We start from the raw sequence: 24757 nt of genomic DNA on the forward strand, positions 1-24757 counted from the left end.
TAAAAATAATATAGATGAAAAAGTGTTTTCAAGAAATAGAGCCATTTACTTTATGGCTCTATTTTGTTAGAATGAAACTGTTATTGTTACCTAGGAAACTATGTTTCTAAATTAATGAGAGGACAAGGAGGAAAATACATGTTAGAAAAAGTTTTCAAACTACGTGAGAACGGCACAGATGTGAAGACAGAAGTTATTGCCGGAATCACAACATTTATGACAATGGCATATATTCTTGCAGTTAATCCAAGTATTATGTCAGCAGCAGGTATGGATTCAGGTGCAGTCTTTACAGCAACAGCACTGGCAGCATTACTTGGCACAGTCCTGATGGCGGTATTTGCAAACTATCCGTTTGCACTTGCACCAGGTATGGGACTGAATGCATATTTTGCATATACAGTTGTAGGTGTCTACGGATACAGCTGGAAAGTTGCATTAACAGCAGTATTTGCAGAAGGTATTATCTTTATTATTCTGTCTGCAACAAATGTCCGTGAAGCAATTTTCAATGCAATTCCGAAGAACTTAAAAGCTGCAGTCAGCGTAGGTATCGGTCTGTTCATCGCATTTATCGGTTTACAAAATGCTAAGATTGTAATCGGAGGATCTACACTGCTTCAGTTATATTCACTGGATAACTACAATGCGGCAAATGGCGTAAAAGCTACTTTCCATGATGTAGGAATCACAGTACTTCTTGCAATTATCGGTATTCTGATCACAGGAATCTTAGTTATAAGAAATATCAAGGGAAATATTTTATGGGGAATCTTGATTACATGGCTGTTAGGAATCGGATGTCAGTTCGCAGGAATCTATGTACCGAATCCGGATGTTGGATTCTACAGTCTGCTTCCTGATTTCAGCAACGGACTTTCTATTCCAAGTATTGCTCCGGTATTTGCAAAGCTGGATTTCCATTCTATGTTTTCACTGAACTTTATTGTGGTTGTATTTGCCTTCCTGTTTGTAGATATGTTTGATACGATCGGAACTCTGATTGGTGTATCTTCCAAAGCAAACATGCTGGATGAAGATGGAAAACTGCCACATATCAAAGGGGCATTAATGGCAGATGCGGTAGCAACAACAGCAGGAGCTGTTCTTGGTACTTCTACAACAACAACTTTCGTTGAAAGTGCATCCGGTGTTACAGAAGGCGGAAGAACCGGACTCACAGCAGTTACAACAGCGATCCTTTTCGGACTGTCACTGTTTCTGTCACCGATCTTCCTTGCCATCCCATCCTTTGCAACAGCACCGGCACTTGTCATCGTTGGATTCTATATGCTGACAAACGTTGTAAATATTGATTTCTCAGATGTTTCTGAAGCAATTCCATGTTACATCTGTATCGGAGCTATGCCGTTCTTCTACAGCATTTCCGAAGGAATCTCTATGGGGGTTATCACATATGTAGTATTAAATCTTCTGACAGGTAAGGCAAAAGAGAAGAAAATCAGTGCACTGATGTATGTGCTTGCAGTTTTATTTGTATTAAAATATATCTTCCTGTAAAAGAAAGGCTGGATTTAGCATGAATTTATTTACAATGGAAAATATTACAAAATCATACACAGACCGGATACTTCTGGATGATGTAGGATTTAGTATTAATGAAAATGAAAAAATCGGTGTGATCGGTGTAAACGGAATGGGGAAATCAACTCTGTTGAAAGTGGTTGCAGGGATTGAAGAAGCAGATGCCGGAAAGATCAGTATGGGTAATCAGGTGAAGATCTGCTATCTTCCGCAGACACCGGTATTTACACCTGGAACAACGATTTTGCAGGCTGCGGTCGGCGGAAATATGGAAGAATGGAACCGCTGGACGATAGAAGCGGATGCAAGATCCATGCTGAACCAGCTCGGTTTTGCGGATTATGAAGAAAAAGTAGAGCATATGTCCGGCGGACAGAAGAAGCGTGTTGCGTTAGTCAACGCGCTTCTGACGCCTGCGGACATTCTGATCTTGGATGAGCCGACCAACCATTTGGACAATGCGATGTCAGAGTGGCTGGAAAATTATCTGATCTCATTTCGCGGTGCGGTTCTGATGGTTACACATGACCGCTATTTCCTTGACCGTATCGCAACCAGGATCGTAGAAGTGGACAAAGGAAAGCTGTACAGTTATCCGGGAAATTATGCGAAGTTTGTGGAACTGAAAGAAGAGCGTCAGAATATGGCACTTGCAACAGAACGCAAGAGAAAAAGCCTGCTTCGGACAGAGCTTGAATGGCTGCACCGTGGCGCACGTGCACGAAGCACGAAACAGAAAGCACATATTGACCGTATTCAGGCAATGCAGGAGATGAAGGATATTCAGGAAGAAAAGCAGGTACTGCTTACGTCTACCGCATCACGGATGGGAAATAAAACAATTGAACTTTCTGATATTTCCAAATCCTATGGGAATCATCTGCTGATCCGGGATTATAATTATATTTTTCTGAAAAATGACCGGATTGGAATTATCGGACCGAACGGATGTGGAAAGACAACGTTACTTAAGATCATCAATGGAATTGTGAAACCGGATACCGGAACGATAGAAATCGGGCAGACAATACGGATCGGCTATTTTTCTCAGGAGAATGAATACATGGATGATTCAATAAAAGTCATCGACTATGTGAAAGAAGCGGGAGAGTATATTCAGACTTCGGATGGAAGAATCACAGCATCACAGATGCTAGAGCGTTTCCTGTTTGAGGGAGCGATCCAGTGGTCAAAGATTGAGAAGCTTTCCGGTGGTGAGAAGAGGAGACTGTATCTTCTGCGGATTCTGATGAGTGCGCCGAATGTGCTGATCCTGGATGAGCCGACCAACGATCTGGATATCCAGACACTTACAATTCTTGAAAATTATCTGGACGGTTTTGATGGAATCATCATTGTCGTATCGCATGACCGCTACTTCCTTGACCGGACAGTAAGAAGAATCTTTGCATTTGAGGGAGAAGGGGCGATCCGCCAGTATGAAGGAGGATATTCTGACTATCTGATTCGTAAAGAACTGGAAGGACTGCCGGATATGACAGTTAAAAGTATGGGAGTCGGTTCCGCAGCACAGACGGAGAAGTCCGGAAGTGAGAATAGCGCTGAGGACAGTCGTGTAACATGGAAAAAACATGATAAGAAATTAAAATTCTCCTACAAAGAACAGCGGGAATTTGAGACGATCGATGAGGAGATCACTGCACTGGAAGAGAAGATTGAAGTTCTGGATGCCCAGATGCTGGAAAACGCCTCCAATTCTGTGAAGTTAAATGAACTTCTCGAGAAAAAGGAAGAAGTGAGCCAGCAGCTGGACGAGAAAATGGACCGGTGGGTTTATCTGAATGATCTGAATGAACAGATTCAGGAAGCGGCAAATTCTTCTAAAGAATAAAAATGATATCCCATATCTTCCCAGCGTGTAAGCAGTTCGTCAAGAATGGAACCGTTGGTAGAAGAAGTATTATGTAATAAAACAATAGCACCGGGATGAATACGAGGAAGAAGCTTTTTAAAAGCTTCTTCTTTTGTTGGCTGTTTATCGGCATACCAGTCCACATAGGCAAGACTCCAGAAGAAAGTATGATAACCTGTTTCCTTTGCCATCTTAAGATTAGAGATGCTGTATTTGCCCTGTGGTGGCCGGTAGAAGCGAGTCATTTTCTCACCGGTGAGCTGCTTATAAGCAGTTTCCACATCTTTTAATTCTTTTTCAAAAGCCTCTTTTGTGGCAATTTTAGACATATCGGGATGGTGATACGTGTGATTGCCGACAATATGTCCTTCTTTATGGATTCTTTTTACAAGCTCCGGATTGGAAGTAATAAAGTTACCGACAACAAAGAAGGTTGCTTTGGCGTGATGGTTTTTCAGTGTATCAAGGATCTTGCCTGTATTTCCATTTTCATAACCACAATCAAAAGTCAGATAGATTTTCTTTTTATTGGTGTCTGCTGCGTAGTGGGCATTATATTTTTTCAGTTCATCGATAGTTGCATTTGCAGTGGGACGGGTTCCATCTTTCTGGAATCCGAGACCCCAGTTTTCTATAGCTTCGGATGATGCAGCAGTTTCGGTAGATGAAGAAGAAAGAGAGAAAAGAGAAGCGAGATATCTTCCGGAGAAGAAGGAGTAGACAAATAAGAGTCCGATTCCGGCAAATTTCAAAAGTGTTTTTTTCATAGAGAGTCTCCAAAAGTCCGATTGATTATTAAGATATATGCCATAGACAGAAATTTTATGAATAATAGTAAAAAAATCTTACATAATATGAAAAAAATTGCTATAATTGTATTATAAGAGGGAAAATGTGCTGTAGTTTGTCAGATGATGAGATGGAGGAAGATATGTTTAAAATAGGTGATTATGTAGCACATTATAAAGAAGGTGTGTGTCAGGTTGTAGATATTGGAAAAATCAGTTTGAGTTGTTCTGACAACGAGAAAGAGTATTATACGTTAAAGCCAATTTATGATAAAGACGGAACGGTATATACCCCGGTGGAGAACAAGAAGAACCAGATTCGGGAAGTGATTACAAAACAGGAAGCGGAGACGTTGATCGCACAGCTGGGTGATATTGAACAACTGACTGTGACAGATGAGAAGAAACGTGAAGGACTTTACAAAGAAGCAATGTTGAAAAATCAGTGCAGAGAATGGATCGTTATTATTAAAACCTCTTATGAAAGAAAGATGGAGCGGCTTTCCAGAGGAAAGAAAGTTACACATGTGGATGACAGGTATCTTGGAATTGCGGAGAAATTTCTCTGCGGCGAGCTGGCGGTGGCGCTGGAGATGAGTCGTGAAGAGGTGAAAGGATACTTAAGCAGCCAGATGAAGGGAGCATAATTCGAGAAGAATTGTAATTGGTATTTATATGGGGATGATTATAATTTCAAAGAGCAGGAACGGTCAGAAGGAGTAGAATATTTCTGACTGTTCCTGCTTATTTTGCCTCTGTTGTCATAGAATCCAATGGCAGGTTATGCAAATTATGACAGAGAGAAAAATGCGCTATGCTTACATAAAGTATTTGACAACAAATTTTATCTTTCAGCTGCTTTTTCGGCATAAGTGGTTGTTACAAGGTCATCATATGGAGCACGTTTTGTGAGCTCACCGGAGCTTTCCAGGATATCCTGTAAGAGGTCAAAGCTTTTCTTTTCAAAAATCAGATTATCTTTCCATGTATCCTGATTATAGTAGCGGGTAAGGATTGTAGTGATGGTGCCATGATCTGTTTCTTTAAATTGAGGGGCGATAACGCTTGCGATTTCTTCCGGGGAATGGGACTGTACATAATCCATACCTTTTTGCAGTGCGTTTGTAAAGTTTTGGATGACAGAGGCGTTCTTTTTGATATAAGACTGTTTTGCACAGAATGCAGTATATGGAACATAGCCGCTGTCAGTGCCAAGAGAAGCGACAACGTAACCTTTGCCTTCTTTTTCGAGGTTGGTTGCACCTGGTTCAAATTCTACAGTAAAGTCAGCTGGTGTCTTTTTTTCAGCGAAAGCGGCAGCAGTTGAACCAAAATCAATGTTCTGATTGATGGACAGATCTTTGGACGGATCAATGCCATTTTTCTTTAAGGTATACTCAAATACCATTTCCGGCATTCCACCTTTTCTTCCGCCAAGTACTTTCTTGCCTTTTAAGTCTTCCCATTTAAAATTATCCAGTTTTTCTCGGGCTACAAGGAAATTTCCTGCGCGCTGTGTCAACTGTGCAAAGTTGACAACATAATCATTTGCTCCTTCGTTGTAGGTATAGATGGAAGCTTCAGATCCCATGAATCCGATATCAGCACTTCCGGAAATGACAGCAGTCATTGTCTTGTCAGCACCAAAACCGGTCTGGAGCGTAAGGGCAATTCCTTCATCTTTGAAATAACCTTTCTCGATGGCAACATACATCGGTGCGTAAAAGATGGAATGAGCAACTTCGTTTAAAGTAACCGGAGTCATTTCTGTTGATGTTTTTTCGCTTTTGGTTGAATCTGAAGTTGTTTCTTTTGTGGAAGCACATCCGAAAATGGTAGTGACAGATACTGCAAGAAGCAGAAGAAATGCGGAAATATGCTTTTTCATATATTCCTCCCTATGAAATAAGTTCTATGATGTATAGTATATTCCGCAGAGTTGAAAAGGTGATGTGGCCAGTGCAGGAGCAGCAGGTCAATATAGTCTGTCTGAAGATTTGAAAGCGATTGCATGACCGTCTGTTCAGCAGTGTCGGTCATCCGATAGACAGTTTCGATGGTTGCTGTGACTGCATTTGTACAGGTTTCTTTGTTAAGCATAAATGTACCGAAACCTGCAAGTGGCATTTGAATGCCGTTATTTAAAGCTAAATATTCCATGTTCAATCCTCCACTATTGTATTTACTCGGAGTAACTCTCTGTGCTATATTTATCCTAACAAGTTTGTGCAACACGAAGTCAAGAAAAAATTTAGGGACGTCCTAAAAACGGAACTCCGGAGGACAGACCTGAACATTGAAATGGCGGCTTTCAAAATAACGAAAAAGGAGAAGCATTGATATGATATATACTTGCAAATATAAATCACCAATTGGCAACATCCTTTTAGCAGCTGATGAAATCGGTCTTACCGGTTTGTGGTTTGAAGGGCAGAAACATTTTGCAAATACACTTTCGGATGAGCATATTTCACAGGAAACGAAGATTCTTACAGAGGCAAAAAAATGGCTGGATATCTATTTTTCCGGGAAAGAACCAGAATTTACACCGCCTCTTAATCCAGAAGGATCAGAATTCAGACATAAGGTATGGCAGATCTTATTGCAGATTCCATATGGACAGACAATCACATACGGAGAAATTGCCCGTAAAGTGGCTGAGATGAAAAATACTTCCTATATGTCTGCACAGGCAGTAGGCGGTGCAGTCGGACATAATGAAATTTCTGTTATCATTCCCTGTCACCGTGTAGTGGGAACGAATGGCGGTCTGACAGGATATGCCGGAGGAATTGATAAGAAAATTGCACTGCTTGAGTTAGAACATATAGATATAAATGCTGGCACAGGGAAAAAAACTTGCAGAAGAAAGTCAGATGAAGAACAAATAAAAGAAGTTGCCGTGAAATATGTCTGCCGTTTGCATATGTGATGAGTATCCACCAAATGCAAGCCTGACAATGATTGGACTGGCTGTACCAGTATATACAACGGTGGGAGTTGTTATGAGTGCGGTCTACTATATCTGCATGAACAGAAAAAACAATGTTGGAATAGCAGATAAATAAGTGATTTGAGGAACATATAAAATGAAAAAAGATACAGCATATTATCATCTTCCGGGATTGTTCGAGTTTTATGAATTTTATCGTGTATTTCTGCCGTTATTTCGTGAACACAGAGAATATTTTTACAACTGGTGCGAGATTGGTTCCATCTACGGGGCACCTGCTGACTGTCTCTGGGGTGGTGGACGTGCCGGATTCGGAGATGGGAGTCCACAGGATGTACTGGCGTTGATGAAGGAATACGGAATATCCGCCCGTTTGACATTTAGCAATTCCCTGCTTAAAGAAGAGCATCTTACAGATAAAAAATGTAATGCACTCTGTGCATTGTTTGCACATGACAGCGCGGTGAAAAATGGAGTGATCGTTTACGCAGACTTGTTGGTGGATCATCTGCGCAGAAATTATCCGGACCTTTACCTGGTATCTTCGACAACAAAGGTTCTGAAAGATTTCATACAGCTGCATGAGGAAGTAATAAGAGATGAATTTCAGTTTGTTGTGCCGGATTTCCGGCTGAATAAAGCATTTGATAAGTTAGATACGCTGTCTGCCGGACAGAAGGATAAAATAGAATTTCTCTGTAATGAATGTTGCTATTTTGGCTGCAAAGACAGAAAAGAGTGTTATGAAACGGTCAGCCGCAGAAATTTGGGGGAAGACTGCAGCGATTTCCATTGCAATGCACCGGATTCAGAAGGCGGGTATCGATTTTCAAAAGCCATGAAGAATCAGGGATTTATTGGTATCCAGGATATTCAGAAGAGATATCTGCCAATGGGATTTTCTAATTTTAAAATTGAAGGACGAAGCCTTGGCAGTGCCCTGATTCTGGAATTCCTGCTGTATTACATGACAAAGCCGGAATACCAGCTTAAGGTAAGGGAAGAAATTTATCTGGACAATATGCTGGATTTGTTTTAATATCGTAAACTTATAATCTTTTAAATTAAATTTCCCGATTTTCAATATCAAATTTTTACAATCCTCCTTTATAGTGAATCTCGACACCGAAAATGCTCAACTATAAAGGAGAAATCGAGATCATGCAGGGCATGTCCGGAAGCCTTGGAGTTGTTCTGACAGTGCCGGTTACTGCGTTTATAGCAGCGTTTTTGATTGGAAGAAAAGGAAAAAACGAATTGACTTGTGAAAAGTAATTCGTTATGGTGTATATATGTGAGAAAAATACAGATGATTTAATCGTATATAACTAAAATGGCCAATACAGATAAATGAAAATAAAGTAGTGACGCAAAGGAAAGAATTATCCAAGAGTCCAGATTGTCATACATACTAATATAAGTATTAGTCATAATACAAAAAGAGAACTATAATAAATGTGTACGATAAAAAGAAAGTCTTACACATTTTTTAATGTAAAATTTAAGAAGGTAATTACAATGGCAAAGAAATTGGTTGCATATTTCAGTGCAAGTGGAACAACAAAGAGAGTTGCTTCTGAACCGTGCAAATAAACAGGAAATTGAAAAATGGGCAAAATCACTTACAACAAAGACCAGGAGGAAGACAAAATGAGCGCAAAAACAGAATATGCAGTAAAATTACATAAAAATGGATGCAACTGTGCACAGGCAGTAGCCTGCACATTTTGCAAAGAATTTGGGATTGTCGAGCAGGAAATGTTCCGGATCGCGGAAGGTTTTGGACTTGGCATGGGCGTGATGGAGATGTGCGGTGCGCTTTCCGGAATGGCAATGATCATTGGTCTGGATAACAGTAAAGGGAATGTAGAAGAAGGTTCCCCGTCAAAAGGAGATACCTATAAGAAAATTAAAACTTATGTCCAGAAGTTTAAAGAGAAAAATGGTTCCTGCATCTGTCGTGAATTAAAAGGTGTGGATACAGGGAAAGTCCTGTGCAGCTGCCCGCAGTGTATCGCAGATGCAGTAGAGCTGACGGAAGAATATTTAAAATCTGCGAAATAAAAGGAAATTACGACTAAGAAGAGGGTAAATATGGATCTTAAGACAGCAATTGCACAGGCAGTAAAAGGCGATGAGAGAGGATTCGCCTATCTATATGAACAGACCTGTCAGAAAAAATATTATCTGGCCTTACAGTATATGAAGAACAAAGAGGCAGCAGAAGATGTGCTGCAGGAAGCGTATTTGAAAGCATTTCAGAAACTGCCAACGCTTCAGAACCCAGAAGCATTTGAAGGCTGGCTTGGAATGATCGTGGCAAATACGGCGAAAAATATGCTGGCAAAGAAGAATCCGATGTTGTTTTCAGAGCTTGCTGTGGATGGGGAAGGCGAAGAATATGTGTATGATGTAGAGGATGACAATCCAGAAAATCAGCCGGAACTTGCCTATACACAGGAAGAGACGAAAGAACTGGTGCATGAGATGATGGATACGCTTTCGGAAGAACAGCGGATGTGTATTCTGATGTTTCATATTGAAAATATATCCATTTCCGAGATTGCCCGGACAATGGACTGTTCAGAGAATACAGTCAAATCCAGATTAAATTATGGAAGAAAAAATCTGAAGAGTAAAGCAGAGGAAATGCAGAAAAAAGGATACCGGCTGTACAGTGTGGCGCCGATTCCGCTTGTGTTATATTTACTGAGTACCGATCAGAAGGTCATGGCAGCAGAGCCGGCATTTCGTATGGCAGGAGAAAAAGTAGAAGCAGTTGTTTTGAAAAAAGCTACGGCTAAAGCTTCTACGATCGCAGGAAATACAGCAGCGAAGAGCAGTACCTCGGCGGCAGGAAAAGCAGCAGCGAAAGGCACTGCATCCGCGGCAGGAAAAACAGTAGCGAAAGGCACTGCATCCACTGCAGGAAAGATTGCAGCCGGTAAAATCGCAGCGGCAGTTGTTGCAACGTGCATAGTCGGAGCAGGCAGTTACGGAGTGTATCAGTTGAATAACGAAAATCACATGGCAGACCGGCTTTCCAAGGCAGCGACAACCGCACAGATGACAGAAGATACAGATACAACAACAGATACAAAAAGTCATCAAAAGAAAGAAAACAAACAGCAACAGGATAAGAAACAAGATAAAAAACAATCAGATCAGACAGAGATACGGAATTTATACGAGCAGGTGCTGACTGATGTGCAGAATGGAAAATACGAATTTACGCAGATGGAGAATAATACAGACTATTATTATTTTGTCACTGATATCGATGGAGACCAGATCCCGGAACTGGGAGTCGGTCCGAAACAGGACGCGGCACCGATGACAATCTATGATCTGCGCTTGTTTTCCTGTGAACAGACAGCGAACGGGTATGAGCTGGTGACAATTCAGGGTGAAGAGAATGTGGAAGATCTGCATATAGCGGCAGATGGCAATGGACTGCTCATGAATCTGATCACACAGGGAACTGGAATGTGTGAGGTTCACCGGATTACAGTAAGGAACAAAATACTGGTATATGGTTCAGCAGAACAGACATTCCGTATCGATGACACGGCGACTTCTGAGTTTGAAAACAGCAATCAGGAAGTATCCTGGAAAAGCATTACAGATCAAAGCGGATTGCAGGTTTTGAAGTAAAGATAAAAAAATAAAAATTTTTTTCAAATTTTTAAAACTTTTTTCAAACTCGACCTGTCTATATAGTATAATACAAAAATGTAAGCGTAATTTTTTAATTACGCGAAGGCAAAAGAAAAGGAGACATACTATGAAAAAGAAAATGATCACATTCTTATTAACAGCGGCAATGGGATTTGCTGCTTTGTCACCGGCAACCGTACAGGCGGCAGATAATTCTATCGCAACCTATGCAACGGAAAGTACACAGGGAACCATCAAACTGGATTCGAATGGAAGAGCAAAATATTCAAATAAAAATCTCAGTAAGGATGCAGTACATTGTTATCGTTTCACACCGAAAACAGCAGGCGACTTAAAAACAATTGTAAAAGCGAAAACAGCAGCTGTAAACTTACGTCTGGTAGAAGAGTTCTCTGATGATGTACTGAGTAATTGGGCAGACCGGTGGAGTACAAGCCAGGAATACACGCAAACCTATTCTCTGAGTAAAGGAGCAACCTATCTGATCGAGGTAAAGAACAGTGTCTCAGATACAAGCAGTAATCCGTATAACATTACTTTCCAGTTTAAAGGATATAAAGAGACTTTTCCGGAAAACTTCGTAAATCAGGTAGAGGAAAAATATGATGCCAGAACAGTTGGTCTGAATAAGACATATTATGGATTTAATGGAATCGGTTCCGATGTAGACTGGTTTAAATTTACGGTAGTATCCAAAGGAGCATTGGTATATTCCGGCAAGGCGTCTAAGGATGTTTATAACAGCAATGGAGACTATATCGATAATTGGTGGCTGGATTCCCTTGGGAAAGGTACTTACTACATAAAAATCTCCGGAAAGGGACATGGCGGATACAATTTCCGTATTAGTGATGAAAAAGCTGCAAGACCGAAAGCTACTTCTGTTACAAAACTGAGCAGCGGCAAAAAGAGCTTTAAAGTAACTGCAAAGAAAGTAACCGCAAAAGGTTATCAGGTACAGTATTCAGAGAAGAGCAACTTCAAAGGAAGCAAGACAAAGACATTTGGTTCAACTTCTTATACAGTCAAAGGATTAAAAGCAAAGAAGAGATACTATGTAAGAGTTCGTGCATACAATAACTATTTAGATCATAAAGTATATTCTTCCTGGTCAGCAAAGAAGTCTGTTAAAACAAAATAAAAACAGAAGAAATTCTGATATGACACATGCAGACAGTCTGGAAACAGGCTATCTGCATATTTTATTGCTATAAAAGCTGTTCATGTGTCTGCTGTTTGTTATATAATAAAATAGTATCTATTGGCTCTAACAAAAAAATGACAAAGACAATAGGAGAAAAAATCATGAGTAAATGGACAGATTCTGATGTGTTTTGAAGCAAATGAGAATGAGAACTGGCAGACAATGTTTGACTGATAAGTGAGTGTCGAGAGATAGTAGTAGGTGAATGTGTGTAAAAATAGCAGATAAATGAAAAAGGCAGGAACATAAGAGATGAATATTACAGTATACTTAGGAGCGAACAAAGGAAATGACGATTCTTTGGAGAGAGCCGCAAAAGAACTGGGGCAGTGGATTGGCGACAGTGGACATGCACTCGTCTATGGAGGATCAAAAACCGGACTTATGGGGATTCTGGCGGAAGGCGCAGTGGAATCCGGTGGAAAAGTGACCGGTGTAGAGCCGGAGATGTTCATACAAAGTGAAGTACAGTATGATGGCGTGACCGAGCTGATCGTTACAAAAGATTTTCCGGAGCGGAAGCGTAAGATGATCGAGCTTGGCGATGCATTTATTGCATTTCCCGGTGGGACCGGCACATTGGAAGAAATCGCAGAAGTGATGTCGCAGATAGCTCTGCAGCAATTGGATGCACCATGTATTTTATACAATCTGAACGGTTATTATGATGGATTGAAAGCATTGCTTTTCCATATGATCGAGATGGGATTATCGACAGAAGAACGGCAGAAACAGATTTATTTCGCGGAAAATCTTGCGGATATTAAAGCAATTTTAGGAGAATAACATGAAAACAAAAGAAAAAAATGAATTTGTCAGGATTACAACTCTCGGAATTGCGACAGCTTTAATCGGGAGTATGGTTGGACCGGGATTTTCATCCGGCAATGAATTAATGCAGTTTTTTGGAAATTTCGGATATATTGGAGTTGCAGGCGTTCTTGTATGTGAAACACTGGTTGCGGTTACAGTGATCATGGCTATGCGTCTGGCGCAGAAAATGGATACGCCTTATTTTGATAAAGTGGTTTCTCCAATGGGAGATGGTTTCTTTAGTAAACTTCTCCGGCTTTTCTCCATGATTGTCACACTTGGATTTATGATCGCATGTATACCGGCAATGACAGCAGTCGGAGCAACGGTTCTGGAACAGCAGTTCGGAATGAACTTTCAGGTTGCAGCGATTGTTTATACCTGTTTTGTGGCAGTTCCGGTATTATTTGGAACCGAAGGATTTACAAAATCCATGTCAGCTTTTATCCCATTTGTTGTAATTGCAGGAGTTGTGATCTGCCTCTGCGTATGTATGCAGCCGCAGGCAAAAGCAATTGATTTCCAGAGTCTGCAGGTGACAAACGGATTGATGAAAAACTGGTTTCTGGCGGCACTTTTATATTTCTCTTATAATACAACGGTGGGAATTGCAGTTGTAGTTCCGTTAGGGCAGAAAGCGAAAGACAATCGGAAGATTATCCGAGGAGGAATCCTCGGTGCGGGAGCACTTGCGGCAATGATATGTGTCTGTGTGATCGCGATTATCCGTAATTATGGAAATGTTTATCAGGCTGAACTTCCGACGCTTGTGATGGCGCGTAAGCTGCATCCGGCTGCCGGTACGGTTTATGCAATTATGATGGTAATCTGCATCTGGGCAGCGGCATGTGGTTGTATGTATGCGGTTCTTTCCAGAGCAGAAGAGTGGAAAGTGCAGAAAAAATCAATTGTGAATACGAACTGGTTCCGCGTACTGGTGATGTCGCTTGTCGGGCTTGCCGGAAGCCACTTTGGTTTTTCTGTAATTGTCAGCGTGTTGTATCCGGTTATCGGATATCTGGGATTTGTAATTTTGTTGATTCTGTTTTACAATTATATGAATGTGTGTCTGAAAAAAAGATAAGATGAATATGATAGGAGATATTCTGCGCATTGATTAGGAAAATGAGTCGCAGTATAATAATAGAAACTAGGCAGGAAGAGGAGGTAGAGAAATGAATATAAAAGAAGAAATTCACGCATTATCAGATGAAATGCTGGAAAAATTAGAAAGACTGGTAGTCATTCCGTCCGTAGAAGGCGAACCATTGGAAGGAAAACCGTTTGGTGAAGCACCGGCGAAAGCATTGGAAGAGGGACTTCGGATCGCAGACGAGCTTGGCTTTAAGGCCGTGAATCTGGATAATTATTGCGGTTATGCCGAGATGGGTGAAGGCGAAGAAATCATAGGTATTGCGGCACACCTGGATGTTGTACCGGAAGGAGACGGATGGACATATGAGCCATTTGCGCTTACAAGGGATGGCGATTATGTATACGGGCGTGGAACAACAGATGATAAAGGACCGGTTGTAGAAGGATTGTATGCTATGAAGATGCTCCGTGATTCCGGTGTAAAACTGAATAAAAGAGTGCGCCTGATTATGGGATGCAATGAGGAAAATGGCTCCGAGTGTATGAAACACTACAACAAAGTCGCAGAAGAGCTGTCCTATGGATTTACCCCGGACGCAGATTTCCCATGTATTCACGGAGAGATGGGACAGATGGCGTTAAATGCCTACTCCAAACATACAAAGATCATTTCTATGAATGGTGGATTTGTATTCAATGCAGTATGTGACACTTGTACAACGGTAGTTCCGGCAGAGGAAGGCCTGAAAGAACGTCTGGAAAAAGCGTTTTCAGAATCTGGACTTCCGGAGTACAAAGTAACGGAAGAAAATGGAGAACTTCATATTTACGCGAAAGGAGTACCGGCACATGCAAGTATGCCGACACAGGGAGTAAATGCGGCAGGTGTTACATGTGCGTGCCTTGCAGAAGCGGGATTCGAAGATGATTTTGTTACATATTATAATTCCCATATCGGTACAGCATGCGATGGCTCCGGGATTGGTCTGAAATTTGAGGATGAATTCGGAGTGCTGACTTTGTGCAACGGAACCGTCCGGACAGAAAATGGCACAATTATTTGTACTATTGATGTGCGTGTGCCTGTGACGTTACATCCGGAGGATGTTCGCAAAATGTGTGAAGGTAAATTAGAAGATGAAAACGGCAGGATGGAGATTGAGAAGCTCGGTGAGCCGTTGTTCTATCCAAGAGAGTCTCCGCTTGTAGAAGCGATCTATAGATCGTATGTAGATGTGACAGGTGATACGAAGAATCAGCCGATCGTAATCGGAGGTGGAACATATGCAAAATATCTGAAGAATGTAATTGCATTTGGACCGGAAAAGACGGAGATCGATTATCGTATTCATGGTGCAGATGAGTTTATTCGCATTTCAGACATGGAAGAGGCAGTGCTGATGTATATGGAAGCTTTGAAAAATCTGCTGGCGATCTAATCTGGGATTGACCGATAAAATGAAAAGATGAAATTTTGATTTGTGATTCTTTCATATTTGGAACTCTGTAGTGACTTTTGATGAGAAAAATGATAGAATGAATGTTACGATGTGCAAAACGAATGAAAAAGAGAGGAAAAGTCATGAAGAATCACAGAAGTTCATTTTCAGGGAAACTGGGGTATGTACTGGCAGCGGCAGGTGCCTCTGTCGGTCTGGGAAATATATGGAGATTTCCATATTTGGCAGCAAAGTACGGAGGAGGAATGTTCCTTCTCATTTATGTTATACTTGCGTTAACATTCGGGTATACGATGATCGTTGCAGAATCGGCACTCGGACGCATGACAAGAAAAAGTCCGGTTGGGGCATTCAAGTCATTTGAAAAAGCAGGTTGGTTGTCTTTTGGTGGCTGGATCAATGCGATCATTCCGATACTGATCGTGCCATATTATTCTGTAATTGGTGGATGGGTACTCAAGTATCTGAAAGAATATATTATGGGAAATGGAAAAGATTTGGCAGCCGATGGGTACTTTTCCGGCTTTATTTCAAATGGAGTATCTACAGAGATCTGTTTTGTAGTTTTCTGTATGTTTACGCTGGTGATTATTTATGCAGGAGTGCGGAACGGAATTGAACGTGTATCCAAGTTGATGATGCCGGTACTGATTGTATTATCGGTAATTATCGCCATTTATTCCGTGACAAGACCGGGAGCAATGGCAGGAGTGAAGTATTTCCTGATACCGAATTTTAAGAATTTCTCATGGATGTCAGTTGTTGCAGCTATGGGACAGATGTTCTATTCCCTGTCAATTGCGATGGGTATTTTGGTTACATTTGGTTCTTATATGAAGAAAGAAACATCAATCGAAGACTCTACAAGAAATGTTGAGATTTTTGATACAGCAATCGCAATGATGGCGGGACTTATGATCATTCCGGCAGTCTTTGCATTTTCCGGCGGGGATCCGAATACGCTTCAGGCAGGACCGTCGCTGATGTTTATTACCATTCCAAAGGTTTTCCAGAATATGGGATTTGGAACAGCTATCGGTATCCTGTTCTTTTTACTGGTGCTTTTTGCTGCTGTTACAAGTTCGATTGCGCTGACGGAAAGTGCAGTGTCGACATTCGAGGATGAGATTGGATGGAGCAGAAAGAAAGCAACAGTGGTTGTAGGTGTAATTATGCTCTTACTGGGTACTTTATCCTGTCTGGGATATGGACCGCTTGCGTTCGTAAAGATCATCGGTATGCAGTTCCTGGATTTCTTTGATTTTCTGACAAATTCAGTCATGATGCCGATTGCAGCGCTGATGACAAGTTTATTAGTTTCAAGAGTCGTTGGAATTGACCGGATCGAGGAAGAGATCAGACATGGGGAAAACAGTTTCCGCAGGAAGAAGATTTTTGTTGTGATGATCAAATACTTATGCCCGATTTTCACTATGATTATTCTGGCAAGTTCGGTTGCAAATGCATTTGGATGGATTTCCATGTAAAGGGGTGTAAGACGATATGCGATTTTTTCATTTGTCCGATCTTCATATCGGCAAACAGTTACATCATTACAGCTTAAAGGAAGATCAGGAACACATTCTTGGAGAGATTATTGAATATGCCGGAAAATTACATCCGGATGCGGTTGTGATCGCTGGAGATATCTACGATAAGCCGGTGCCGTCTGCAGAGGCAGTAACATTATTTGATGATTTCCTTACAAGATTAGCAAAGATACGTCCGCAGATTCCGGTTATGATCATCAGTGGAAATCATGATTCTGCGGATCGTCTGAGGTATGCAGCAGGTATTTTGAAAAAAGAGAAGATTTACCTGGCCGGCAGTGTGCCGCAGAAGGAAGAAGAGCATATAGAAAAGGTTGCATTGAAGGATGAGTGGGGAGAAGTGAACTTCTTCCTGCTCCCTTTTTTAAAACCAGCATATGTGCGCAGATTATTTGAAGAGAATCCACCGGAGACATACAGTGATGCGTTGAACCGTCTGATCAAGAGGGAAAATATTAATTTTAAGGATGAGAGAAATGTATTAGTATCCCACCAGTTTTATATGGGAAGCTACCTGCCGGAAACCTGTGATTCGGAAACGATTTCGATTGGCGGGCTTGATCAGATAGACATAACAGGCGTGGAGCCGTTTGATTATGTTGCACTGGGACATTTGCATGGAAAGCAGAAAGTAAAAGATGAGCATATCCGTTATTGTGGAACACCTTTAAAATATTCGGTCAGTGAAGCCTCTCATACGAAAGCTTTGACAGTTGTAACGCTCGGAGAAAAAGGGAAATCTGTGAAAATAGAAGAGTATCCGCTGCATCCTCTCAGGGATGTCCGTAAGATCACAGGGAAACTTAAGGAGATTTTAAAAGAAGAACGCAGCCCGGAAGATTATGTCAGTATTACATTGACTGATGAGACAGATCCCTATCATCCGAAAGAACAGTTAGAAACCGTATTTTCCAAAATACTGGAAGTGAGGATTGATAATACAAGAACCCGAACGAAATGGATGGAAGCTGAAGAGCTGGTCCTGAAAACACCGGAAGAAAATTTTGCAGATTTCTTTGAAAAAATGCAGGGAAGAACGATGGATCCGGAAGAGGAAACACTGATCCTGCAGATATTAGAAGAAGCAAAGGAGGCTGAGTAAGATGCGTCCGATTACAATAGAAATGTCAGCGTTTGGCTCCTATGCAGGAAAGACAGTGGTTGATTTTACAGGCGTAAGACAAGGTTTATTTTTGATCACAGGAGATACAGGAGCAGGAAAGACGACGGTGTTTGATGCTATTGTGTATGCGCTTTACGGCCAGACCAGCGGTGGCAACAGGGAAGGAAATATGATGCGTAGCCAGTATGCATCCGAAGATGTGGAAACTTATGTCAGACTGGTGTTTGACTATCATGGAGAGCAGTATGAGGTGCGCCGGAATCCGGAGTATATGCGTGCAGGAAAGAGAAAGGCATCGGACGGTTCTGTACGTCTTGTAAAAGAGAGCGCAAAAGTAGAACTTACAATGCCGGATGGTAGTGTATTCCCGGGAAGAAAGCGTGAGACAGAGCAGAAGATCACAGAGATCATGGGGATGGATGCCGGACAGTTTACGCAGATGGCGATGATCGCGCAGGGCGATTTCCTGAAGTTACTGCTTGCCGATTCCAAAGACCGTAAGAAAATCTTTTCCCGTATTTTCCATACGAAAATATATGCACAGGTACAGGAAATCTTAAGACAGAGAGCGTTGAAAATGCAGCAGGATATGCAGGAGAGCCGGAGAAATCTGCAAATGGAAATGGAACGTGTGAAAGAAGAGTCTCTTGCAGATCTGGCAGGGAAAGAACTTTTCAGTCACTGGAAACTGTTAAAAGGACAGGTGTTCCCGGCGCAGGATGAGACGTTACAGGTGTTAAAGGAGATTATTTCCGCAGAGCAGGAAAAGAAGCAAAGTTATACGAAATTGGCGGCTGAGGAAAGAAAAGCAGTGGAGCGGTTAAACAGTGAAGTGAAGAATGCCAAATTTCTGCTTGCGCTTTTTGATGACTGTGAGAAAGCGAAAAAAAAGTCAGAAGAATTAGAAGCGAGAAAAGTACTGTATCATGAAGAAAAAGAACAGACGGAGCACATTCGTGCGGCGGCAAATGTCAGACCGATTTTTGAAAATATGGAAAATGGAACGAAGAGACTTTTAAAGATCAGACAGACGATAGAAATGCTGAAAAAGGAGCTGGAAACCGGCATGGATAGGGTGTCTGAGAAGACAGAGACCGCCAGATCTGCCCTGGAATGTCTGAAGAGAGAAGAACCTGTATTATCGGGAGAGATTGTGAAGCTTACAGAAGGACTGAAACAGTATGAAATGTTGGAAGCCCTTAAGAAAAAGATGGAAGAGACAGAAGCGGAAATCCGTAAGAACGAAGTGCGGAAAGAAAAGGCAGAAGCTGTTCATACGGAATTGAAGAAATGGATAGAGAATACGGAGAAAGCAGAGAAATCTATTGCAGGATGGGAAGAAAACGGAAGGCTTCTCGGGCAGTTAAAAGAGCAGAAAACGGAAGAAGAATCCTGGGTGATAACCCTTACGGCACAGATCCCTAAGCTGGATACTCAAAAGAAAGCCTGTGAAGAACTGCAGAAAAAGCTGGAGAGTGCAGTGAAAAATTACCGATCTGTTTTTGAGGATTATGAACAGAAATACAGTCTGTTTTTTGAAGAGCAGGCAGGAATCCTGGCAGCAGGACTTGAGACAGGAAGACCATGTCCGGTCTGTGGATCTACAGAACATCCGCATCCAAGGCAGTTATCATTGCATGCAGTATCGGAACAGGAAGTTGAGAGTGCAAAGAAGATGCGTGACAAAGCAGAAAAAGCCAGAGATCAGGCGGCAGATCTGTACCGGGAGAGATGGAATGCATTTGAAAGCAGCCGGTCGGTATTTTCGAATGAATGCAGAAAACTTCTTGGTGAAAATGATTTCCTGAAAACTGCTACATTTGATCTGCTGGAAACGGAAAAAATGTTAAAAAAGAAACTGGCTGTAGTCCGGGAAGAACGAAAGAAACTGGAACAGAATGAAGAGCAGAATAAAGAGCAGCTTGCACATGCAAAAGCACTGGTGGAAAAGCTGCCGGCAAAGCAGGAAGAGCTGGAAAAACAAAACAGGGAACTGGAAAAGACAGAGAAAGAAAAAGCAGCACTGGACCTTGAGAGACAAAGCTTGAAAGCGGAGTATGAGACGAGAAAAGATGCTTTGCCGTGGGAGTCCGGAGAGGCTGCAAAAGAGGAACTTAAGAAAAAGACAAGCCGGAAAAACAGACTGCAGGAAGAAACTGACAGAACAGAGAAAATACTTCAGGAAGAGATTGCGAACCAGAAACAGCGGGAAGGAAAGCTAGAAAGCGAACTTCAAAATGAGAAAGAGCAGGAAGTGCAATGTCTGGAAAATGAAAAATCATATAGAGAGACATTGGAAAAATACAGTTTGACAGAAGAGCAGTTTTCAGAGTTTTGTACGCAAATAGAAAGGCTTCCGGGCTTGGAGAACAAGCTGCGGGAATACGAAAAACAAGTCAGTGAAAATACAGGGGTATTAAAGAGTCTGCGGGAACGTCTGGAGGGGGAAGAGCGCCCGGATATTTCTGAACTTTTGAAAAAACTGGAAAGCAGACGCAGTGAAGAAGAAAAGCTTACAAAAGAACAGATATTGATAACGAATCTTGTGCAGAGTCACGAGGAAACGAAAAAGCGCCTGGAACATTTTTTTGAAAAAATCGGTGAGCAGCAGAAGAAGTACGAGTGGATTTCAAATCTGAGCAAGACTGCAAATGGTACATTGACCGGCAATGTGAAGATGGATTTTGAAACATATGTACAGCGGCAGTATTTTAAACAGATTATTCAGGCGGCGAATCGACGTTTGATTAAGATGACGGATGGCTCTTTTATCCTGCAGTGCAAAGATTTGTCGCATATGGGAAGCCAGGGACAGTCAGGATTGGATCTGGACGTGTACAGCATGGTAAATGACGCAGTGAGGGATGTGCGTACGCTATCCGGTGGAGAATCCTTTATGGCAGCGTTATCGATGGCGTTGGGGCTTGCAGATACAATACAAAGTAGTGTCGGAGGAATCCGCCTGGATACAATGTTTATTGATGAGGGATTTGGCTCTCTCGATGACAGTACAAGAGAGCAGGCGGTCCGTGTGCTGGTAGAACTGGCTGGGGGAAACCGGCTTGTGGGAATTATTTCTCATGTCAATGAATTAAAAGAACAGATTGATACGAAGCTTGTCGTAAAGAAAACGGCGAAAGGAAGCAGGATCGACTGGGCATAGAGATAAGATAATAGAGATAAGATAATAGAAAAGAGATAATTAAGAAATGAGTAAATAAAAAAATGTGTAAGTTTCTGAGCATAGAAACTTACACATTTTTACTATATCAGAATATAAAATTATATTCTTTATATATTCACTTATTTATGAAACGCTTGAAGAAACAGGATTATTTTGTAGCCTTATCATCCTGATATTTTAAAGCTGCTTCTACGAAGCCACGGAATAACGGATGCGGTCTGTTCGGTCTGGACTTTAATTCCGGATGCGCCTGTGTTGCGACAAACCAAGGATGTTCCGGAATCTCGATCATCTCGACAATACGTCCGTCCGGTGAGAGACCGGATAATTTCATGCCGTTGGCTGTCAGAGCATCACGATAGTCGTTGTTGACTTCATAACGATGACGATGACGTTCATGAATCTCTTCTGTGCCATATAATTTGTATGCTGTAGAAGTCTTATCAAGAACACATGGATAAGATCCAAGTCTTAAAGTACCACCGATGTCCTCAATGCCAAGCTGTTCCGGCATGATATGGATAACCGGATGTGTTGTATCCGGATCAAGTTCTGCACTGTGTGCATCACGGTAACCGATGACATTTCTTGCAAATTCAACGATTGCAAGCTGCATGCCCAGGCACAGACCGAGGAACGGAATCTTATTGGTACGTGCGTATTTGATAGCTTGCAGTTTTCCGTCAATACCACGCTGTCCGAATCCGCCCGGAACCAAGATACCGCTGACGTCTTTCAACTGCTCATCTACATTTTCAGCAGTAACCGTCTCGGAATCGATCCATTTGATATTTACAGTAGCACGGCTGAAGATACCACCATGTTTTAATGCTTCTACGACACTGATGTAAGCATCATGAAGCTGGATATATTTACCGACAATAGCAACAGTTACTTCTGTATTTGGTGTCTTCAGATATTCAACCATCTCTGTCCAGTCTTTGAGATCCGGTGTCGGGCAGTCCAGATGAAGTGACTCACATACTACTTCTGCAAGATGTTCTTTCTCCATTGCAAGCGGTGCTTCATAAAGATATTCCACATCCAGATTCTGGAGTACATGGTTGGATGGTACATTACAGAAAAGTGCGATCTTGTCTTTGATGCCGTCATCCAGAGGATGCTCAGAACGACATACGAGGATATCCGGCTGGATTCCCATTCCCTGTAAATCTTTGACACTTGCCTGTGTTGGCTTTGTTTTCATCTCCTGTGAAGCGCGAAGGTAAGGAATTAAAGTTACATGGATCAGAACAACGTTCTCGCGTCCTTTCTCGTGCTGGAACTGACGAATCGCCTCAAGGAAAGGCTGGCTTTCGATATCTCCGACGGTTCCGCCTACTTCAATAATGGCAATTTCTGTATTTTCAGCAGATGGATTGCGATAGAAACGGGACTTGATCTCGTTTGTGATGTGCGGGATAACCTGTACAGTTCCTCCGCCGAAATCTCCACGACGTTCTTTCTGCAATACGGACCAATAGATCTTACCGGTTGTGACGTTGGAATTCTTTGTCAGACTTTCGTCGATAAAACGCTCGTAGTGACCAAGGTCAAGGTCTGTCTCAGCACCATCGTCTGTGACGAAAACTTCTCCGTGCTGTACCGGATTCATAGTACCCGGATCAATATTGATATAAGGATCGAATTTCTGCATGGTCACTGTGTAGCCGCGTGCTTTCAGAAGTCTTCCGAGTGATGCGGCTGTAATTCCTTTTCCGAGTCCTGATACTACTCCACCTGTTACAAATACATATTTTACTGCCATAATTTCCTCCTTCGCGTTCAAATAAATAAGTATGCTCCAAAAAAATACTTAAAAATTATACACCCTTTTTCGGAAAAAATACAGAATTATTTTCATATTTTGCTTCAAAAGTTGCTTGAACCGAAAGTTTCATAAACTGCTTGCGGTCAACATCACCTACCATTACGGAAGTATGAGCCTGGCAGCCCTTCAGATTCGGAAGCTGTTCCAGTGCTTTCTGTGCATCCGGATCGGAAGCTGCACTGACAGACAGCGCAATAAGCACTTCGTCTGTGTGAAGACGTGGGTTCTTGCTTCCAAGATACTGAGTCTTTAAAGTCTGGATCGGTTCAATTGCTGCCGGAGAAATAACCGGACGATCATGTGGAATGCCGGCAAGCTCTTTTAAAGCATTTAAAAGAAGAGCAGCGCATGCGCCGAGCAGATCGGAAGTCTTGCCTGTGACCATACGACCATCATGCAGTTCCATTGCAGCAGCCGGAGCACCTGTTTCTTCGGCACGTTTCATTGCAGCGTCAACAACCGGACGGTCATGAACGGTGATGCCTGCCTGGTTCATCAGCATCTCGATCTTGTATACTTCTTCATCCGAACATGCACCGGCAAGGGCACGTCTTCTGGAATCATAGTAACGGCGGATGATCTCCTGATTGGAAGCTTCTTTGCATGCCTCATCATCACAGATACAGTTACCTGCCATGTTGACGCCCATATCTGTCGGTGATTTGTATGGACTCTTTCCATAGATTCGTTCAAACATCGCATTCAGGACAGGGAAGATCTCCACGTCACGGTTGTAGTTGACGGTTGTCTTTCCATATGCTTCCAGATGGAACGGATCAATCATATTGATGTCGTTGAGATCGGCTGTTGCCGCCTCGTAAGCGAGGTTGACCGGATGCTTGAGCGGGATATTCCAGATTGGAAATGTTTCAAATTTGGCATAACCGGCACAGATCCCGCGTTTGTGTTCATGGTAGAGCTGTGACAGGCAGACAGCCATCTTGCCGCTTCCAGGTCCCGGCGCTGTTACGACGATCAGCGGGCGGGAAGTTTCGATATAATCATTTTTGCCATAGCCTTCGTCACTTACAATGTGTGGAATGTTGGAAGGATAGCCGTCGATCGGATAGTGGTTGTAAACTTTGATGCCGAGTTTTTCCAGTTTGTTCTTAAATAAAGCAGCACTCTGCTGTCCACTGTATTTGGTAATTACGACACTGCCGACATACAGTCCGTGGCCTTTGAAAATAGACATGAGGCGCATAACATCTACATCATAAGTAATGCCAAGGTCTCCGCGGACTTTGTTTTTCTCAATGTCTTCGGCACTGATGACAATGACGATCTCTGCCTGATCGCTTAGCTGCATCAGCATACGCATCTTGGAGTCTGGCCGGAATCCCGGAAGTACACGGGATGCGTGAAAGTCATCAAATAATTTGCCGCCAAATTCCAGGTAAAGTTTGTTGTCGAACTGGGCGATACGTTCCCGGATATGAGCGGACTGCATCTGTAAGTATTTTTCGTTGTCAAATCCTATGTTCATTATTCAATCCTCTTAATAACGTTATATTAAAAATATTTCATAAAAGTGTAAATTTCTGTATGAACTATTTTCTATCCAAGTATACTACAGGATATGGGAAGTTTACAATCTTTTCATAAATCTTTTATTGATTTCCGGGTGGGCTGTCCTTATAATTATGTAATGTAATAGGAG

At 42.0% G+C, this 24757-nt stretch carries 21 protein-coding genes; 16 read left to right on the forward strand and 5 right to left on the reverse strand.

Annotation, left to right across the window (positions count from 1 at the left end; genetic code table 11):
• Nucleotides 1-138: 138 nt before the first annotated feature.
• Nucleotides 139-1521 (forward strand): NCS2 family permease, encoded by a 1383-nt coding sequence (locus DXC04_RS04950; protein WP_021861267.1) that lies wholly within the window; start codon nucleotides 139-141, stop codon nucleotides 1519-1521.
• A 19-nt stretch (nucleotides 1522-1540) separates the two neighbouring features.
• The gene (locus tag DXC04_RS04955) at nucleotides 1541-3397 is read left to right on the forward strand and encodes an ABC-F family ATP-binding cassette domain-containing protein (protein WP_118660229.1); all 1857 of its coding nucleotides are present in this window, start codon (nucleotides 1541-1543) and stop codon (nucleotides 3395-3397) included.
• On the opposite strand, the gene DXC04_RS04960 is transcribed toward DXC04_RS04955, so the two are convergent.
• Nucleotides 3367-4185, reverse strand: a complete 819-nt coding sequence (locus DXC04_RS04960) for a polysaccharide deacetylase family protein (protein WP_118660231.1) — start codon at nucleotides 4183-4185, stop codon at nucleotides 3367-3369. The two genes, DXC04_RS04955 and DXC04_RS04960, sit on opposite strands and share 31 nt — an antisense overlap.
• Nucleotides 4186-4349: 164 nt before the next feature.
• Between DXC04_RS04960 and DXC04_RS04965 the strand changes: the two genes are divergently transcribed.
• Nucleotides 4350-4853: a CarD family transcriptional regulator gene (locus DXC04_RS04965; protein ID WP_021861270.1), complete on the forward strand. Its 504-nt coding sequence runs from the start codon at nucleotides 4350-4352 to the stop codon at nucleotides 4851-4853.
• 197 nt (nucleotides 4854-5050) lie between these two features.
• On the opposite strand, the gene DXC04_RS04970 is transcribed toward DXC04_RS04965, so the two are convergent.
• Together DXC04_RS04970 and DXC04_RS04975 are read right to left on the reverse strand one after the other, a co-directional pair.
• Nucleotides 5051-6094 carry an ABC transporter substrate-binding protein gene (locus tag DXC04_RS04970; RefSeq protein ID WP_021861271.1) on the reverse strand — a complete coding sequence of 348 codons (1044 nt, stop codon included), beginning with the start codon at nucleotides 6092-6094 and terminating at the stop codon, nucleotides 5051-5053.
• Complete coding sequence (locus tag DXC04_RS04975; protein ID WP_118660233.1) at nucleotides 6091-6366, reverse strand: aldo/keto reductase; 276 nt, start codon at nucleotides 6364-6366, stop codon at nucleotides 6091-6093. The genes DXC04_RS04970 and DXC04_RS04975 overlap by 4 nt, the downstream gene beginning before the upstream one ends.
• Before the next feature lie 181 nt (nucleotides 6367-6547).
• On the opposite strand from DXC04_RS04975, the gene DXC04_RS04980 reads away from it, so the two are divergent.
• The 13 genes from DXC04_RS04980 to DXC04_RS05035 all read left to right on the forward strand — a co-directional run bounded on the left by DXC04_RS04980 (nucleotide 6548) and on the right by DXC04_RS05035 (nucleotide 21245).
• Nucleotides 6548-7138: a methylated-DNA--[protein]-cysteine S-methyltransferase gene (locus DXC04_RS04980; RefSeq protein ID WP_118660236.1), complete on the forward strand. Its 591-nt coding sequence runs from the start codon at nucleotides 6548-6550 to the stop codon at nucleotides 7136-7138.
• Nucleotides 7139-7295: 157 nt separating this feature from the next.
• A complete protein-coding gene (locus DXC04_RS04985) occupies nucleotides 7296-8198 on the forward strand; it encodes a hypothetical protein (protein WP_118520874.1) in 903 nt (300 codons plus the stop codon).
• Nucleotides 8199-8290: 92 nt separating this feature from the next.
• Complete coding sequence (locus DXC04_RS04990) at nucleotides 8291-8434, forward strand: YibE/F family protein (RefSeq protein ID WP_243112106.1); 144 nt, start codon at nucleotides 8291-8293, stop codon at nucleotides 8432-8434.
• 180 nt (nucleotides 8435-8614) lie between these two features.
• Nucleotides 8615-8752 carry a hypothetical protein gene (locus tag DXC04_RS15505; protein ID WP_021861277.1) on the forward strand — a complete coding sequence of 46 codons (138 nt, stop codon included), beginning with the start codon at nucleotides 8615-8617 and terminating at the stop codon, nucleotides 8750-8752.
• Between the two features lie 57 nt (nucleotides 8753-8809).
• Nucleotides 8810-9223 carry a C-GCAxxG-C-C family protein gene (locus DXC04_RS04995; protein WP_021861279.1) on the forward strand — a complete coding sequence of 138 codons (414 nt, stop codon included), beginning with the start codon at nucleotides 8810-8812 and terminating at the stop codon, nucleotides 9221-9223.
• Nucleotides 9224-9253: 30 nt separating this feature from the next.
• Nucleotides 9254-10813, forward strand: coding sequence for an RNA polymerase sigma factor (locus DXC04_RS05000; protein WP_118660238.1), 1560 nt, complete (start codon nucleotides 9254-9256; stop codon nucleotides 10811-10813).
• Between the two features lie 130 nt (nucleotides 10814-10943).
• The gene (locus tag DXC04_RS05005; protein ID WP_118660240.1) at nucleotides 10944-11978 is read left to right on the forward strand and encodes a fibronectin type III domain-containing protein; all 1035 of its coding nucleotides are present in this window, start codon (nucleotides 10944-10946) and stop codon (nucleotides 11976-11978) included.
• 315 nt (nucleotides 11979-12293) lie between these two features.
• Nucleotides 12294-12827, forward strand: a complete 534-nt coding sequence (locus tag DXC04_RS05010) for a TIGR00730 family Rossman fold protein (RefSeq protein ID WP_118660242.1) — start codon at nucleotides 12294-12296, stop codon at nucleotides 12825-12827.
• A gap of 1 nt (nucleotide 12828) precedes the next feature.
• On the forward strand, nucleotides 12829-13938 hold the full coding sequence (locus DXC04_RS05015; protein ID WP_118660244.1) for a YkvI family membrane protein: 1110 nt from the start codon (nucleotides 12829-12831) through the stop codon (nucleotides 13936-13938).
• Between the two features lie 91 nt (nucleotides 13939-14029).
• Complete coding sequence (locus DXC04_RS05020; protein ID WP_199692525.1) at nucleotides 14030-15388, forward strand: M20 family metallopeptidase; 1359 nt, start codon at nucleotides 14030-14032, stop codon at nucleotides 15386-15388.
• A 122-nt stretch (nucleotides 15389-15510) separates the two neighbouring features.
• Nucleotides 15511-16896: a sodium-dependent transporter gene (locus DXC04_RS05025; protein WP_118660246.1), complete on the forward strand. Its 1386-nt coding sequence runs from the start codon at nucleotides 15511-15513 to the stop codon at nucleotides 16894-16896.
• Between the two features lie 16 nt (nucleotides 16897-16912).
• Nucleotides 16913-18061 carry an exonuclease SbcCD subunit D gene (locus tag DXC04_RS05030; RefSeq protein ID WP_118660248.1) on the forward strand — a complete coding sequence of 383 codons (1149 nt, stop codon included), beginning with the start codon at nucleotides 16913-16915 and terminating at the stop codon, nucleotides 18059-18061.
• A 1-nt stretch (nucleotide 18062) separates the two neighbouring features.
• Complete coding sequence (locus DXC04_RS05035) at nucleotides 18063-21245, forward strand: AAA family ATPase (protein ID WP_118660250.1); 3183 nt, start codon at nucleotides 18063-18065, stop codon at nucleotides 21243-21245.
• Nucleotides 21246-21414: 169 nt separating this feature from the next.
• On the opposite strand, the gene DXC04_RS05040 is transcribed toward DXC04_RS05035, so the two are convergent.
• Together DXC04_RS05040 and DXC04_RS05045 are read right to left on the reverse strand one after the other, a co-directional pair.
• Nucleotides 21415-23034, reverse strand: a complete 1620-nt coding sequence (locus DXC04_RS05040) for a CTP synthase (protein WP_117538100.1) — start codon at nucleotides 23032-23034, stop codon at nucleotides 21415-21417.
• Nucleotides 23035-23089: 55 nt separating this feature from the next.
• Nucleotides 23090-24583, reverse strand: a complete 1494-nt coding sequence (locus DXC04_RS05045; RefSeq protein ID WP_117538101.1) for a DUF1846 domain-containing protein — start codon at nucleotides 24581-24583, stop codon at nucleotides 23090-23092.
• Nucleotides 24584-24757 lie beyond the last annotated feature (174 nt).

The organism is Dorea sp. OM07-5 (assembly GCF_003481355.1).
Lineage (GTDB): Bacteria > Bacillota > Clostridia > Lachnospirales > Lachnospiraceae > Dorea_D > Dorea_D hominis.